At 61.2% G+C, this 15538-nt stretch carries 12 protein-coding genes and 1 riboswitch; of the genes, 6 read left to right on the top strand and 6 right to left on the bottom strand.

The window, feature by feature from the left end; translation table 11 throughout:
• Positions 1-53: 53 nt before the first annotated feature.
• Entirely contained in the window at positions 54-887 is an 834-nt protein-coding gene (locus ASD32_RS25465) for a UDP-2,3-diacylglucosamine diphosphatase (RefSeq protein WP_060640823.1), read from the bottom strand.
• Positions 888-1092: 205 nt separating this feature from the next.
• Between ASD32_RS25465 and ASD32_RS25460 the strand changes: the two genes are divergently transcribed.
• The 4 genes from ASD32_RS25460 to ASD32_RS25445 all read left to right on the top strand — a co-directional run bounded on the left by ASD32_RS25460 (position 1093) and on the right by ASD32_RS25445 (position 6443).
• Positions 1093-3405 carry an NADP-dependent malic enzyme gene (locus ASD32_RS25460; RefSeq protein WP_060640822.1) on the top strand — a complete coding sequence of 771 codons (2313 nt, stop codon included), beginning with the start codon at positions 1093-1095 and terminating at the stop codon, positions 3403-3405.
• 172 nt (positions 3406-3577) lie between these two features.
• Entirely contained in the window at positions 3578-4315 is a 738-nt protein-coding gene (locus ASD32_RS25455) for a LuxR C-terminal-related transcriptional regulator (protein ID WP_060640821.1), read from the top strand.
• A 198-nt stretch (positions 4316-4513) separates the two neighbouring features.
• Entirely contained in the window at positions 4514-5158 is a 645-nt protein-coding gene (locus ASD32_RS25450) for an acyl-homoserine-lactone synthase (protein WP_060640820.1), read from the top strand.
• A gap of 247 nt (positions 5159-5405) precedes the next feature.
• The gene (locus tag ASD32_RS25445) at positions 5406-6443 is read left to right on the top strand and encodes a DUF2865 domain-containing protein (protein WP_244490282.1); all 1038 of its coding nucleotides are present in this window, start codon (positions 5406-5408) and stop codon (positions 6441-6443) included.
• On the opposite strand, the gene bluB is transcribed toward ASD32_RS25445, so the two are convergent.
• The 3 genes from bluB to ASD32_RS25430 form a co-directional block, all read right to left on the bottom strand.
• Positions 6444-7136, bottom strand: a complete 693-nt coding sequence (bluB, locus tag ASD32_RS25440) for a 5,6-dimethylbenzimidazole synthase (RefSeq protein WP_060640819.1) — start codon at positions 7134-7136, stop codon at positions 6444-6446. It lies immediately after the preceding gene.
• 43 nt (positions 7137-7179) lie between these two features.
• A riboswitch (cobalamin riboswitch) is annotated at positions 7180-7393 on the bottom strand.
• A gap of 43 nt (positions 7394-7436) precedes the next feature.
• Positions 7437-8258: an SDR family oxidoreductase gene (locus tag ASD32_RS25435; protein ID WP_060640818.1), complete on the bottom strand. Its 822-nt coding sequence runs from the start codon at positions 8256-8258 to the stop codon at positions 7437-7439.
• Positions 8259-8345: 87 nt separating this feature from the next.
• Positions 8346-9539 (bottom strand): phytanoyl-CoA dioxygenase family protein, encoded by a 1194-nt coding sequence (locus tag ASD32_RS25430; RefSeq protein ID WP_060640817.1) that lies wholly within the window; start codon positions 9537-9539, stop codon positions 8346-8348.
• Positions 9540-9644: 105 nt separating this feature from the next.
• Between ASD32_RS25430 and ASD32_RS25425 the strand changes: the two genes are divergently transcribed.
• On the top strand, positions 9645-10673 hold the full coding sequence (locus tag ASD32_RS25425; RefSeq protein WP_060640816.1) for a LacI family DNA-binding transcriptional regulator: 1029 nt from the start codon (positions 9645-9647) through the stop codon (positions 10671-10673).
• Between the two features lie 65 nt (positions 10674-10738).
• Here the strand turns inward: ASD32_RS25425 and ASD32_RS25420 are convergent, their stop codons facing one another.
• Positions 10739-11572, bottom strand: a complete 834-nt coding sequence (locus ASD32_RS25420) for a TolB family protein (RefSeq protein WP_060640815.1) — start codon at positions 11570-11572, stop codon at positions 10739-10741.
• Positions 11573-11588: 16 nt separating this feature from the next.
• Complete coding sequence (locus ASD32_RS25415; protein ID WP_060640814.1) at positions 11589-13268, bottom strand: NAD+ synthase; 1680 nt, start codon at positions 13266-13268, stop codon at positions 11589-11591.
• Between the two features lie 269 nt (positions 13269-13537).
• On the opposite strand from ASD32_RS25415, the gene ASD32_RS25410 reads away from it, so the two are divergent.
• Positions 13538-15484 carry an LTA synthase family protein gene (locus ASD32_RS25410; protein ID WP_060640813.1) on the top strand — a complete coding sequence of 649 codons (1947 nt, stop codon included), beginning with the start codon at positions 13538-13540 and terminating at the stop codon, positions 15482-15484.
• Positions 15485-15538: the final 54 nt, after the last annotated feature.

Here is a 15538-nt window from a genome sequence, read left to right as displayed (position 1 = left end):
CTGAGAACAGCGCCAGCCGCTAGTTTTCCCTACAGGGCCTGCCAACCACAGTTTTAGGCCGCCTGTTGCGAAAGAGCCCGCGCCATCATGATTTCGACCTCGGTCGTGTCTTCGCGCGTAACCGGCGCGCTGCTCAGCTCCCGCCAGGTAATCAGCTCCATGGTTCCGTCATGATGCTCGGCGATCGCCGTGCAGCTCTCCACCCAGTCGCCGGTATTGATGTAGCGGATGCCGCCAATGTCTTCCATCACGGCATGATGGATATGGCCGCAGATGACACCATCGGCATTTTCGCGGCGGGCCTCGTCGGCCACCACGCGCTGGAATTCGCCGATGAAGTTGACCGCGTGCTTGACCTGCAGCTTCGCCCAGGCGGAAAACGACCAGTAGGGCATTCCAAGACGGCGGCGGATGGCAGCCAGGCCGATATTGATGACGATCGCCGTGTCATAGGCCCAGTCGCCGAGATAGGCGAGAAGGCGGGCATTGCGCACGACCACGTCGAATTCGTCCCCGTGCAGCACCAGATATTTGCGGCCGTCGGCAGCCTCGTGCATGTGGCGCTGGGCCACCTCGATGCCGCCGAAATGCACGCCTGGAAAATCGCGCATGAACTCATCGTGATTGCCGGGAATGTAGATGATGCGGGTGCCCTTGCGCGCCTTGCGCAGCAGTTTCTGGACGACGTCGTTGCACGATTGCGGCCAGTACCAGCTGCGCTTCAGCCGCCATCCATCGACGATATCGCCGACAAGGATGATCGTCTCGGCCTCGGTCACACGCAGGAAATCGAGGAGATAATCGGTCTTGGCGGCCTTTGAACCCAGATGAACGTCGGAAATGAACAGGGTCCTGAAACGCTGGGGTTCTTGCTCTTTCTCGGTCATGCTGCCTCGCAACGGTCTGTCGTGCCTCTCTTGTAAGCCTTCAAAAACAGACTCTTGTTTCAGGATAATGACAGCCTGTGGAACCAGCGGCATGCCCGGAGAAACACCTGTTCCCGAAAACCGGGGATAAACGCCCGTTTCGAAACTGTACGGAGCCGACTTTTCATGCAAAAAGAGCCGCGACGAATAGGTAGGGAATGACGATATGAGCACCGGCGACAAGGCCAAGACCCCAGCGGCCCCAGCAAGCGGCGACCTCGACGAGCAGGCGCTGTTTTTCCACCGCTATCCGCGCCCAGGAAAGCTCGAGATCCAGCCGACCAAGCCGCTTGGCAACCAGCGCGACCTGGCGCTTGCCTATTCCCCCGGCGTTGCAGCCCCCTGCCTTGCCATACGCGACGATCCGGCAACCGCTGCCGACTATACCGCGCGCGCCAATCTGGTCGCCGTCGTCTCGAACGGCACGGCGGTTCTGGGCCTTGGCAATATCGGCCCGCTCGCCTCCAAGCCGGTCATGGAGGGCAAGGCCGTCCTGTTCAAGAAATTCGCCGGTATCGACGTCTTCGATATCGAGATCGATGCGCCTGAAATCGACCAGATGGTCAATGTCATCTCGGCGCTGGAGCCGACCTTCGGCGGCATCAACCTGGAAGACATCAAGGCGCCGGAATGTTTCGAGGTCGAACGCCGCCTGCGCGAAAAGATGGATATTCCGGTTTTCCACGACGACCAGCACGGAACCGCAATCATCGTTGCCGCCGCCATCCTCAACGGCCTGGAGCTGGCCGGCAAGGACATCGCCAAGGCGAAGATCGTTACCTCCGGTGCCGGTGCCGCAGCCCTCGCCTGCCTCAATCTTCTGGTGACGCTCGGCGCAGAGCTTCAAAATATCTGGGTGCACGATCTCGAAGGCCTCGTCTATACCGGCCGCGAAGTGCTGATGGACGAGTGGAAGTCGATCTATGCGCAAGATAGCGACAACCGTGTGCTGGCCGACAGCATTGCCGGTGCTGACGTCTTCCTCGGCCTCTCTGCCGCCGGCGTTCTGAAGCCGGAACTTCTGGTCCAGATGGCGGAAAAGCCGCTGATCATGGCGCTCGCCAACCCCAATCCCGAAATCATGCCGGAGGTTGCGCGGGCAGCCCGCCCCGACGCCATGATCTGCACCGGCCGCTCGGACTTTCCCAACCAGGTCAACAACGTCCTCTGCTTCCCCTATATCTTCCGCGGCGCGCTCGATTGCGGTGCCCGTACGATCAACGAGGAAATGAAGATGGCGGCCGTGCGCGCCATCGCAGCTCTTGCCCGCGAAGAACCTTCCGATGTCGCCGCCCGCGCCTATTCCGGCGAAACCCCGGTCTTCGGCCCGGACTACCTGATCCCCTCGCCGTTCGACCAGCGCCTGATCCTGCGGATCGCGCCGGCTGTTGCCAGGGCCGCCGCCGATAGCGGCGTCGCCAACCGGCCGATTACCGATTTCGACGCCTATCTCGATCAGCTCAACCGTTTCGTCTTCCGCTCCGGCTTCATCATGAAGCCGATCTTTGCCGCCGCCAAGAATGCTCAGAAGAACCGGGTGATCTTTTCGGAAGGCGAGGACGAGCGCGTGCTGCGCGCCGCCCAGGTACTCTTGGAAGATGGCACGGCCCGCCCGATCCTGATCGGCCGCCCGCAGATCATCGAAACCCGCCTGAAACGCTACGGCCTGCGCATCCGCCCGGACGTGGATTTCGAAGTCGTCAATCCGGAAGGCGATCCCCGGTTCCGCGACTATGTCGATGATTATTTCGCGCTGGTCGGCCGCCTCGGCGTCATTCCGGAAGCAGCCCGCACCATCGTTCGAACCAACCAGACCGTCATCGGCGCGCTTGCCGTGCGGCGCGGCGAAGCCGATGCCCTCATCTGCGGCGTCGAAGGACGCTACAGCGCCCATCTGCGCGCCGTCTCGCAGATCATCGGCAAGCGTGAGGGCGTGCTGGACTATTCCGCGCTCAGCCTGCTGATCTCGCAGCGCGGCGCGACTTTCCTTACCGATACCTATGTGACCTTCAATCCGACGGCCGAGGAAATCGCCCAGAAGACGGTCATGGCCGCCCAGGAAATCCGCCGCTTCGGCATTACCCCGCGCGCGGCCCTGGTCTCCCATTCGAATTTCGGCTCGCGGGATTCGGAAAGCGCCTTCAAGATGCGCAAGGCCATGCAGATCGTGCGGGAACTGGCGCCCGATCTGGAGGCCGATGGCGAGATGCACGGCGATTCCGCCATTTCGGAAGCCCTGCGCCGCCGCGTTATGCCCAACAGCACACTGGCCGGCGAGGCCAATCTCCTGGTCTTCCCCAATCTCGACGCAGCCAATATCACGCTCGGCGTCGTCAAGACCATGACCGATAGCCTGCATGTCGGACCGATCCTTCTGGGTACGGCCCTGCCCGCGCATATCCTGTCGCCATCGGTCACATCGCGCGGCGTGGTCAACATGGCCGCACTGGCGGTGGTGGAAGCCTCCTACCCCGCCTAGTAAAAAACGGATCAAACCGGCGTAAAAACCGGTTTGATCAAAATAAATCCACAATCTAAACTGCAATTTATAGTTTAGTGTATCAAAAATACACAGTTAACCAAAGATTGCACTGGACAAAGACTGAAACGGTTATCATGCTGAAACCCACAAAATAACAGGGTATCGTAGCATGGCTGACCAACAGGCATTCTTTGACCTGCTGGACATTATGGAAAACGAGGAACTCGTTGAGCCGACACGGTTTTTCGACCTGATGTGCAGCACTTTCAGCATTGCAAACCTGCTTTACCTCGACGTCGGCATTCTGACGGCCGGTGTGGTTATCCACAGGCTGCACCACACGTTCAGCGCCCGCAGCCTCTCAACCTATATCGACAAGCAATACCAGCGTATCGATCCGATCCTGCGCATGACCATGGGCGGCTTGCGGCCCGTGGATTGGGCAACGGCGCGCAAGCTTCATCCCGAAAGCGAGCCCCTTTTCTCCTCGGCCACGCAGCTCGGCCATGGGCTCGACGGCGTCACCCTGCCGCTTGCCACACCGCCGCGGCGGCTGGCCTTTTTGGCAATCCAGGCCGATGTCCCCGCCGACGAATGGCCGGCCTACAGGCGTCTGCACCTGCGCGATTTCCAACTGCTGGCCAATCTCTTCCACGCCGCCCTGCTGGAAAGCGACGAGGAGTGTCAGCCGCCCGAAGAATGCGCCAAGGCGTTAACCCACCGGGAAACCGAAGTGCTCGGCTGGGCTGCCGCCGGCAAGAGCTACTGGGAAATCGCCACCATCCTTGGCATTTCGGAGCGCACCGTCCGCTTCTTCATGACCAATGCCCGGCGAAAGCTGAACGTCGTCTCCAACAGCCAGGCCGTCGCCCAGGCCGTCCGGCGCGATCTCATCCCCACCTTCTGACATCGTCCGCAAGGGTTCGTCGTAGCCCGAAGCCCCTTCATCCCTTGTTTTCCGTCTTCTCCTGATCGGAGGTCCTTTTGGACCTCCGATCAGGAGAAACGCATTGGCGTGCATTGGAAACCTGTCACTACCGACAGTTATGCCAACCCATAAAATTTGACAGCATTTGCTCCTGAACCATCAACACAGGAGCAAACCATGATCAGGATTTTCAACCGCAACACCGGCAAGCAGAATCCCGGCGACCTCGATGCCATGTTCCGGCTGCGCAAGCGCGTCTTTCACGACCTGCTGAAATGGGACGTTTCGCTGCGTGGCGATTGGGAAATCGATCACTACGACGACGCCAATCCGCTCTATGTCATGTCCTATTCGGACCAGACGGGCCGTCTGCGCGGCGCGTTGCGGCTGCTGCCGACGCTCGGACCGAACATGCTGGATGATACGTTTCCGATCCTGCTCGGCGACAATCCGCAGGTGCGCAGCGCCTCCATCTGGGAATCCAGCCGCTTCTGCATCGATCCGGCCATCTCGCAGGATCGCGGCTCCAACCAGGTGACGATCGCAGCGGCGGAGCTGATGTGCGGCGTCGGAGAGCTCGGCCTGTCCTCCGGCCTCAGCCATATCGTCACCGTCACCGATGTCTTCCTGGAGCGCATGTTCCGGCGCATGGGCTGCCCTGGCGAGCGCATCGGCGAACCGCAGCGGATCGGCTCGGTGTTTGCCGTTGCCGTTGCCTGGGAGGTCACAACCGGCCTTCTGGAGCAGATGAAAACTGTCGCCGAAATCGGCGGTTCGGTGCTGGAGCGGCCAATGTCGCTTGAAACCGCCCGGGCGGCATGACCGGATATCCGGGAGAGCCGCCGATTGTGGCTCTCCCGCCTCGCCCCGCATTTATCTCCCGCTTCCCGTTAACGCTGGCAACGAGACTGCGTTGCAGCAGCGCCGAATGACGCTATGATGGGCAAAAAGTCAGAGTGCGAGGATGTTCCTTCGCACCCGGCAGGGAGCCGGTATGCTCAGGCGAGAGAAACACGTGATTTTCCGTTCGATATCCACTGCGGCGCTGATCGCTCCGCTTCTTCTGGCCATGACGGCAACCGCCAGCGCCTCGGCGGTGTGTGAACGGCTGAATGCCCGTCTTGCCAGCCTGCCGAGGATCGTCGCCTCCAATGCCAATGTGCGCGACTATACCGGCGCAATCTCCCGCCAGAATCTCGACCTGCGTCAGGCGCGCAGCGATCTCAGGCGGATGGGCTGCAGTTCGGGCAGCGTCATCATTGTCGGCGGTCCGAATGAAGACGCCTGCGATAGCCTCAGCGCTGAAATCTCGCAGATGGAAATGGATCTTCAAACGCTGAAGGCCCGCCGCCAAAGCCTGGTGACGGGAAGCGACAGCGACGTCATCCGCCGCCGCATCGAGGCCGCCCTTGCCGTCAATCGCTGCTTTGACGATCAGGACGAGGTTCTGGAAGCCGCCATTGAAGAGCCGGAAGCCCACCGCAATATCCTGAACGGCCTGCCGCCGATCAGCGACGGTTACGATGACATGCGCGGCAGCGATACCGACTTCACCACGCCGCATGACAACTACGGCCCCGGAGCCACCGGAAGTTTCCGGACGCTCTGCGTGCGCACCTGCGACGGCTCGTTCTTCCCGATTTCGTCCGATGCCTCACCCGCCGATTTCCAGCGCGATGCGGAAACCTGCCGGCAGCGGTGCCCGGGCGCAGAGACGGCGCTGTATTATCACGCGCTGACGACCGAAGAGACCGACCAGATGGTGTCGGCCGCCACCGGCGAGCCCTATGCCGACCTGCCCTCGGCATTTGCCTACAAGACCCGCGACCGCAGCCAGAACGGCCAGTGCGGCTGCCGTCCGCTGGGTCAAACCGCCATCCAGCAGAGCACGCCCGACAACGGCAAGGGCGTCGTCGATCTGCGCGCCACCAAGAAGACGCAGGACACTGAGGCAACGCAGGTGAAAAACACCGTTGCGGACCGGCCTTACAATCCGCAGGACAACAAGGTTCGCGTCGTCGGCCCCAGCTTCCTGCCATCGCAGGAAACCTCGATCGACCTCAGGCATCCCGCCGGCCCCGGCTACCAGCAGCAGCAGACGAATTGATCAGGCGCTGCGTGTGACGCCCCAGGCGTCCTGAAACACCAGATCCTCAAGCGGCAACCGCTGGCGCCAGCCTTTGACGGCCAGTTCCGGCTCGGCGTAAAGCGTATCGATATAGCCGAGGCACAGCCAGGCGATGATCTCGATGGAATCGGGAATGCCGAGCACGTCCTTGATATCGCGCTCATGGAAGATGCTGACCCAGCCGACTCCAACACCTTCTGCCCGCGCAGCCAGCCATAGGTTCTGCACGGCGCAGACGGTCGAAAACGCATCCATGCGCGGATTGTGCGTGCGCCCCAGAACCACCTTTCCTGCCCGGGATGGATCACAGGTCACGCAGATGCTGGCCGGCGCCTTGCGGATGCCTTCGAGCTTCAACGACCGGTATCTGTCACGCGCCGCGCCCTCAAACATCAGCGCCGCTTCCTCGTTGGCGCGCTGGAAAGCGTCGAACACCCGTTCGCGGCGGCCCTCGTCGCGCACCACGATGAAGTTCCAGGGCTGCATGAAGCCGACGGATGGTGCGCTATGGGCAGCGGCCAGCAGCCGCGCGATCACCTCATCCGGCAAAGGCTGCGGCAGGAACTGGTCGCGCACGTCGCGGCGGGTTTCGATGGCGCGGTAGACGGCGGCGCGCTCGTCCTGTGAAAAAGCATCCGCCTTCACAAGGCGGTCTTGCGGTTCAGTTTGCATCGTTTGATCCCCAACAATGCGAAACCTCCCGCCGTCCGCGCGGGGCTGGTCTATCTCGTCAGGCCGGTCTTCTGACTGCGGATCAACCGGCTTTGCGACCTTCCCGGATCGCTTGAAGATCCAGTGGCAGAACGCTGAAATGATTCAGACATTCATAAATACAAAACCGTCCCCGTCACAGCGTTGGGCACGTGCCGGATTTTCACCGGCTTCCCGATTCTCCCGCTTGCGCGGGCACCTGAGCAAGACCGATATGGGCATGGCGGGCCGCCAAATGCAAGACGGCCCACCCTGATCCCGTCAAATCGCGGCAACCGGATGCGGCGAGCCGTCATAGGCACCCCAGATCGACTGGTCAAAGCAGATCACCGAGCCGGTCATCAGGCCGGATTCACCAGATGACAGATAGGCGCAGGCCCGCGCCACCTCGGCCGGATCGACCAGACGGCCAAACGGCTGGCTTGCCGCAGCCTTGTCCAGCCAGTCGCTGGCTGCACCGTGATATTCCCGCTGGATGCGATCTTCGCCTTCAGAGGCCATCCAGCCGATATTGAGGCCATTGACGCGGATCCGGTTGCGCAACACGGCATAGGCGGTGTTCTTGGTCAGCGTTTCCAAGGCGCCCTTGGAGGCGCAATAAGCTGCGATGAACGGCTGACCAGCCTTAGCCGACATCGAGCCGATATTGACGATGGTGCCCTCGATCTTTTCCCGGCGCATCACGTTGATCGCCTCCTGCATCAGGAAGAACGGCGCGCGCACATTGACGGCAAACATCCGGTCGAACAACTCCGGGCTTGTATCGAGGATCGTGCCGCGATCGGTGATCGCCGCCGCATTGACCAGCGCATCGACGCGGCCAAACGCACTGTCGCAGGCAGCCACAACCTTGCGCGCATCCTCCACCTGTTCGAGATCGGCCTGCACGTAGACGACCTTGGTGCCGGTCGCCTTGCCGATCTCTTCGGCCTTGGCCTCGCCCTTGATGGCATTGCGCCCGCAGATGACGATGCCGGCCGCACCGCGCTCGGCAAACAGCGTCGCGATCGTTGCCCCCAGCCCTTGCGTCCCCCCGGTCACGATCGCGATTTTGCCGTCCAGACGGCCATGGTCATTGCTCATCCTATTTCCTCCGTTTCGATGTCGCTGATGTCAAAAAACTCCCGCCCGGCATCCGGGCAGGAGTTCAAATTGCAAGATGTGGTGGCTCTAACTGAGCTTCTTCTCCGACTGGTCCGCAAGTGCCTTCGTAAACTGCGCCTCCTCCCAGTTGCCTGACAGCGCCTCATGCATCAACTGCGCCTGCGTCTTCGGCGCAAGCCCGCCGACCGGCGGATCGCGGTCGAGATTGGTCGGGAAGGAATAGCCCTCGGCGCAGGAGGCAATAGCGCACGCCGCTTGCGCTGCGGACAGCCGGCCGTGCGCAAGCATTGCCTTCAAGGCAGGATAGAGAACGCCGCTCATGCGCTCCCGGTTGACCGTCTCCATCGCCCGGCCAAAGGCGGAGGACACCTGCAGGAGGTTCGCCACCCGCTTGATACCCTCGGAGCGATTGGTTCCTGCGGCGTGAAACAGCGCTGGATTGAAGAATACCAGATCACCCTTTTCCAAGGGCAGTTGAACATGGTGCTCATCGAAATACGCACGGAACTCCGGACGTTTCAGCGCCAGATAGCCGGGCACATAAGTCTGGCTGAACGGCAGGAACAAGGTCGGCCCGCTTTCCAGCGGCATGTCGCAATGGGCAACGGCGCCCTGCAGCGTCAGGACCGGCGACAGCCGGTGAACATGCGCCGGAAACTGCTCGATCACTGCGGAGGACTGAAAACCGAGATGGTAATCCCGGTGCGCCGATTGCGCCGCACCGCCCGGATTGACCCGGTTGACCTGCGCGGTCATTTGGTAGCCCGGCCCAAGCCAGGCTTCGCTGACCAAGGCGATCAGCGCATTACCGTAATAGGCGGCAAAATTCTCCGGCGCACGCAGGCAATGCTTTTCCAGCGAATTCCAGATGCGGTCATTGGCCCCCGGCTTGGCAAAATGATCGCCGCCGCCGCTATTGGTGCGGTGCTGTTCGTTGATAATATCGTCGAAAATGCCGCTGGCCGCATCGATCACGGCCGTGTCCTCGAAAGCTTGCTTCAAGACGATGACGCCCGGCCCGGTCGCAAAGGCCTCGCAGATCTCAGCCAGCACCGCCCGGCGCCCGTCGGGGGTGGCGGCCGCCTTCAGCACGCTGGCGCCATTGTAGATCAGAACGTTCTTCTCGGCGCGCTCAGCATGCGGATAGTCGGCAAGCGACACCGTGCGCTCCACCTCGGCCCGGAAATCCTCCAGATCGCAGCTGGCCTCCGTCAGCCAGACGCGGTCGGCGCGCTGCTTGATATTGTTGTCGGTCTTCATCCCGTTTTCCTCCCACCGGATCTCTGTCGTTGCCAGCACTATACGCGGGGACAAAAGCTGATATAGAGCAGAAACCCATCAAAAAACCATCAGAACGGAGCCGCGATGGCGCACGAGTTTCTGGTCAAGGACATCGCCTTTCAGGCCGGATTGAGCGCTGCCACGGTCGATCGCGTGCTCAACGAACGTGCGGGCGTGCGGAAACAGACGGAACTGCGCGTGCGCGCCGCCATCCGCGAGCTGGAAAAACAGCAGGCGGGCGTCGAAATCCAGGGACGCAAGTTTGGCATCGATATCGTCATGGAGGCCCCCGACCGGTTCACCGACACGGTGCGCGATGCGTTCGAGAGCGAAAGCCTGACATTCCTGCCGACGATCTTCCGCTCCCGCTTCCATTTCGCCGAAATGATGCGGCCGGGCGACATTGTCCAGTTGCTCGACCGGATACGCCTGCGCGGCACCGACGGTGTGGTGCTCAAAGCGCCGGATGTGCCCGAGATCAGCGCCGCCGTCGCGCGGCTCGAACAATCCGGCATTCCCGTGGTCACGCTGGTCACCGATCTGCCCAACGCGCCGCGCACCGCCTATGCCGGGGCGGACAACAGGGCAGCGGGCGAAACCGCAGCCTACCTGATCGGCGAACGTTTCTCCGGCCAGCCGGCCACGGTGCTGGCAACCCTGTCGAGCAGCCGGTTCCGGGGCGAAGAAGAACGCGAAATCGGCTTTCGCCGCACCTTGCGCGACCGCTATCCGTCGATCGGCATCGTCGAAATCAGCGAGGGTCTCGGCCGCGACGATGCGACGGGTGCTCTGGTAACGGCAGCGCTTTCAGCCCATCCCGGCATCAACGCCGTCTATTCGATCGGCGGCGGCAATCGCGCAGTGCTTTCTGCCTTTGCGCAAGCGAACCGGACATGCGCCGTGTTCCTGGCCCATGATCTCGACAGCGGAAATCTCGACTTGCTGCGCAACGGAAAAATCCATTTCGTCCTGCATCACGACCTGAAAGCCGACGTGCGCACCGTCTTCCGGGCCATCATCGGCCGCCGCAGCGCGGTTACGGCACCCGGCATCGCCCGCCTCTCCGCCGTCGAGGTCATCACGCCCTACAATATTCCGCTGTCGCTGCGGTGATGCCGTGAATGGGTCCAAAAGCATGCGCGCCAAAACCTCATTGGAACAAACGGGCCTGAGGACCGCTATTGGTCCGCAGCCGGCTCGTAGCGCAGGAAAGCGAACGCAGTGCCATCGGGCGACCAGTTGGGAACGTTGATCGTGCCCTGCCCGCCAAACAGGCTGAACAGCACGCGCGCATTGCCGCCATCCGGATCCATCAGCCGCAGCCGCACGTCGAGATCGCGCGGATGGTCAAAGACGTCGCCGTCATAGGAGAGGACCAGCAGGTGTTTGCCGTCGGGAGACGGATGCGGGAACCAGTCGCCATATTCGCTGTCGGTCACGCGCGTCACATCCGAGCCATCGGCGCGCACCCGCCAGATCTGCATCCGGCCGCTGCGGCTGGAGTTGAAATAGATCCACGCACCGTCATGACCGTAGTCGGGACCGTCATTGCGCCCCTCGCCGAAGGTCAGCCGGGTCTCCTCGCCGCCCTCGACGGGAATGGTGTAGATATCGAAGACCTGATCGCGAATGCCGCAATAGGCCAGCGTCTTGCCGTCAGGCGACCAGCCATGCCAGTAGGACGGCCGGTTCAGCGTCACCTGCCGGGGTACACCGCCGGCCGCCGGCAACGTATAGATCGTCGATGCGCCGAATTCCGTCTTGTCGCTGATGACGATTGTTGATCCATCCGGCGAAATGCCGTGATCGTTGTTGCAGGTGCGGGCAAAGCCGGTATCGATGAGCTGGGGTTCGCCGCCTGAAAGGGCTAGGCGATAGAGCAATCCATCGCCGTTGATGACAAGCGACTGCCCGTCCGGCGACCAGTTCGGAGCCTCGACCAGCTGCTGGGTCTGCCAGACGATGTGGGTTTCGCCCGTGGCAATCGTGTAGATTTCGACCGAACTGCGCATCGCCTCGTCTCCAGGTCTACCGGTCGCGAAACCGGTTGGTAATGGGATAGCGCCGGTCGCGGCCAAAGTTCTTCTTGGTGATCTTCACGCCCGGTGCCGACTGGCGGCGCTTGTATTCGGCGATATAAAGCAGATGCTCGATCCGGTGCACGGTTGCCTCGTCATGGCCGCGCGCGACGATCTCTTCCGTGCCCATTTCCTTTTCGACCAGGCATTCGAGGATATCGTCGAGCACCGGATAAGGCGGCAGTGAATCCTGGTCCGTCTGGTTGGGGCGAAGCTCGGCCGAGGGCGCCTTGTCGATGATGTTCTTCGGGATCACCTCGCCCGATGGCCCGAGCGCACCTGGCGGTACGGTCGTGTTGCGCCAGCGCGACAGGCCGTAGACCTGCATCTTGTAGAGGTCCTTGATCGGATTGAAGCCACCATTCATGTCGCCATAAAGCGTCGCGTAGCCAACCGACATTTCCGACTTGTTGCCGGTGGTCACCACCATCGAGCCGAACTTGTTGGACAGCGCCATCAGGATGGTGCCGCGCGTACGGCTCTGCAGGTTTTCCTCGGTAATGCCCGATTCTGTTCCCTCAAACATTTCCGACAACGCGCTCAAAAAGCCCTTTACCGGCTCTTCGATCGGAACGATATCGTAGCGGCAGCCGAGCGCCTTGGCGCAGTCCTCGGCATCCTTGAAGGAATCAGCTGAGGTATAGCGGTAGGGCAGCATCACCGTGCGCACGCGCTCCTCGCCCAGCGCATCGACGGCAAGGGCCGCACAGATCGCCGAATCGATGCCGCCGGACAGGCCAAGCACGACATTCTTGAAGCCGTTCTTGTTAACGTAATCGCGAAAGCCCAGCATGCAGGCGCGATAATCGGCCTCCTCCTGCTGCGGCAGCCTCGACATCATGCCGTGTCGGCAGACCCAGCCATCGCCGTTTCTGTGCCATTCGGAAATGGAAATGCTCTCTTCGAACTGGCTCATCTGGAATGCGAGCTGCCGGTCGGCATTGAAGGCGAAACTTGCGCCGTCAAACACCAGTTCATCCTGTCCACACACCTGATTGGCATAGATAATCGGCAGACCCGTCTCGATCACCTGGCGAAGCACCACCTGATAGCGCACGTCGATCTTGCCGCGATAATAGGGCGAGCCGTTCGGCACCAGCAGGATTTCAGCACCGCTCTCCGCCAGCGTCTCGCAGACACCCAAATCGTTCCAGACTTCCTCGCAGATCGGAACGCCGAGCCGTACGCCGCGAAAATTGACCGGTCCCGGCATCGCGCCTTCGGTAAAGACACGCTTTTCGTCGAACTCGCCGTAATTGGGCAGATCGAGCTTGTCGCGAACAACGAGCACCTCACCACCATCCAGAACCGCAACGGAATTGTGGCGCCCCGCTTCCCCCTGCCGTGGATAGCCGACGATGACACCCGGGCCACCATCCGCTGTGTCCGCTGCCAGCGCATCGACGGCCTTCTGGCATGCTTTGAGAAACGCCGGCTTCAGCACCAGATCCTCCGGCGGATAGCCGGAGATGAACAATTCGGTCAGCAGAAGCAGGTCGGCGCCGCTGCGCGCTGCATCAGCGCGGGCTTCGCGTGCCTTGGCGAGATTGCCTGCGACATCGCCAACCGTTGGGTTGAGCTGGGCAACAGCGATACGGAACTTCGTGGAAATGGTCTTTTGCGCGGTCATGAACAGGCCTGTGCTTGATCTTGTTATCGCGGATACCGGGGCATCCAAAGAGCTGTTTATCGCATTCCGCAGCAAAATACCGCGTGCTTGCCATGAAGTCAGAAAAAAATCCGCTCTTCGTTGCCGATGACCGCCTCTGCGCGGCGCAGACCCCGCGTTCCCGCAAATGTCCGATGCCATCACGCGCCGAAAAAGCAGTGGAGAACGCCACTTGAATTATTCATCCTCCGTTCAAGATGACAACTGTATGACATTAGAACGACAGTTTTATGAAATTGGAGACGGCCTTGGCCAGTTTTGAATCGGCAGCAATCGCTGCCACTGCTTCCAGGGCATATGGTCCGCACATCAGTTTTGGCGCCCGCCATGCCAAGACGCTGTCGATTGCACGGCATCTCTCGCTGTCTCTGCTTTTGTCTATCGCATTGATTTTCTGTGTGGAATGGATCGCCCGCAATTCCGCAATGGAGGCGGTGCGGTTTTTCCTCGATCCGGCGCGCCCGGCCTGGACGACCATCGGCGTATTCTTTCTGCTCTTTCTCGCCGTCGATGCGATTTTCGCGCGCGAAAATTTTGGCGTCATTCTGCTTTCGCCGCTGGCGCTCGTCCCGGCACTTGTGAGCCGCCAGAAGCAGATCTTTCTGTCTGACCCGCTTTACCCCACGGATTTCCTGTTCGGCCGCCAGATCATGGAGTTGATGCCGGTTCTGGTGCGCGACCGTCCTTGGACGGCTGTCGGGATCGTCGTCGGCCTCATTGTGGCGCTGGTTGCCCTTGCCTGGCTCATCCGTTTCGCCTGGCGCCGTTTTCCAAACCTCTCCCGGCGCCAGCGCCTGGCGCGCTTTGCCGTGGCCTTGCCGCTGCTTGGCGCATTCTATCATCTGATGGACTACAACACGTTCTCCTGGGTGCGCGATCGCCTGCAGGTCATTCCGATCATGTGGGACCAGACCGAAAACTATCGTCACAACGGCTTCACCATGGCCTTTGCGCTGAACCTGCCGATGGCCAACGTCACCGCACCGCAGGGCTACATGGCGGACGCGATCGACGAGATCCCGACCAAGCCGATGCCGGCCGGCACGTCGCATCGCGGCAAGCCAGACGTGATCGTGCTGATGAGCGAATCCTTCTGGGATCCGACCCGCCTGCCGAATGTCAAACTGTCGCCCGATCCGATGCCGACGATCCGCGAGATGCAGTCGGGCAATGTCTTTTCGCCGGAATTCGGAGGGATGACCGCCAATGTCGAGTTCGAGGCGCTGACGGGTTTTTCGAATGCCTTCCTGCCCTATGGCAGCATTCCCTATCAGCAATATATCCGCAATCCGATCCCGTCGCTTGCCACCTTCTTCCGCGGCGAAGGCTATGTGGCGCGCGCCGTGCATCCGTTCCAGAAATGGTTCTGGAACCGCAGTGCCGTCTACAAGGCGTTCGGCTTTGATCAGTTCAAGTCGGAAGAGAATATGCCGGTCATGCAGAAGCGCGGCATCTTCGCGTCGGACGAATCGCTGACCAAGGAAATCATCCGCCAGGCCGATCAGCTGCGCGACCCGTTCTTCTTTTTCACGGTCACCCTGCAGGGCCATGGCCCCTATGAGGCCAACCGCTACGCCAAGAACACCATCAAGGTCGAAGGCAACCTTCCGGCTGCCGACAAGCAGGTGCTCGAAACCTATGCGCAGGGTATCAAGGAAGCCGATGACAGCCTGAAGATGCTGATGGACTGGGCGAACGAGCGCGACCGCGAAACCATCATCGTGCTGTTTGGCGATCACCTGCCGCCGCTCAACACGGTCTATCCGAACAGCGGTTTCATGAACGACGTCACCGCCTCGCGCAAAGGCTCGCTCGAGCAGATGAAGGCGCAGCACGAAACGCCGCTCGTGGTCTGGTCGAACAAGACAGGCCCGGTCAAGGATATCGGCTCGATCAGCCCGGCCTTCCTGTCCTACCAGATCCTCAAGCAGGGCGGCTTCGAGCATCCCTACTATACCGGCTTTCTAGGCAATATCTTTGAAAAGTACCCCATCATCGACCGCTACATGCTTGTCGATGCCGCAGGCAAGGAGACCGCAGGTTGGGGCCGCAAGAAGACCATCCCGCCGCTCATCCGCGACTATCGCTTCCTGCAGCATGACATGATGTTTGGCCAGCGCTATGCGACGGACCGGTTCTTCCAGTCGCACGCCGATCTGTTTGCAAACGCACTGTAAAAAAGAAGCGGGGACGCCAACTTCCGGCGTTTCCGCAAATCAACGGCATAGGCT

Origin of the sequence: Rhizobium sp. Root483D2 (assembly GCF_001426685.1) — a bacterium.
GTDB classification, from domain to species: Bacteria; Pseudomonadota; Alphaproteobacteria; order Rhizobiales; family Rhizobiaceae; genus Pararhizobium; species Pararhizobium qamdonense.
Note: the sequence above shows the minus strand (reverse complement) of the source record. Positions and strands in the feature narration are given on the sequence as shown.

Coding starts and splice junctions, on each gene's coding strand:
- bluB (WP_060640819.1), bottom strand. CDS start 7,136: ATGCAAACTGAACCGCAAGACCGCCTTGTGAAGGCGGATGCTTTTTCA.
- ASD32_RS25410 (WP_060640813.1), top strand. CDS start 13,538: ATGAAATTGGAGACGGCCTTGGCCAGTTTTGAATCGGCAGCAATCGCT.
- ASD32_RS25420 (WP_060640815.1), bottom strand. CDS start 11,572: ATGCGCAGTTCGGTCGAAATCTACACGATTGCCACGGGCGAAACCCAC.
- ASD32_RS25425 (WP_060640816.1), top strand. CDS start 9,645: ATGGCGCACGAGTTTCTGGTCAAGGACATCGCCTTTCAGGCCGGATTG.
- ASD32_RS25460 (WP_060640822.1), top strand. CDS start 1,093: ATGAGCACCGGCGACAAGGCCAAGACCCCAGCGGCCCCAGCAAGCGGC.
- ASD32_RS25450 (WP_060640820.1), top strand. CDS start 4,514: ATGATCAGGATTTTCAACCGCAACACCGGCAAGCAGAATCCCGGCGAC.
- ASD32_RS25455 (WP_060640821.1), top strand. CDS start 3,578: ATGGCTGACCAACAGGCATTCTTTGACCTGCTGGACATTATGGAAAAC.
- ASD32_RS25445 (WP_244490282.1), top strand. CDS start 5,406: ATGACGGCAACCGCCAGCGCCTCGGCGGTGTGTGAACGGCTGAATGCC.
- ASD32_RS25435 (WP_060640818.1), bottom strand. CDS start 8,258: ATGAGCAATGACCATGGCCGTCTGGACGGCAAAATCGCGATCGTGACC.
- ASD32_RS25465 (WP_060640823.1), bottom strand. CDS start 887: ATGACCGAGAAAGAGCAAGAACCCCAGCGTTTCAGGACCCTGTTCATT.
- ASD32_RS25415 (WP_060640814.1), bottom strand. CDS start 13,268: ATGACCGCGCAAAAGACCATTTCCACGAAGTTCCGTATCGCTGTTGCC.
- ASD32_RS25430 (WP_060640817.1), bottom strand. CDS start 9,539: ATGAAGACCGACAACAATATCAAGCAGCGCGCCGACCGCGTCTGGCTG.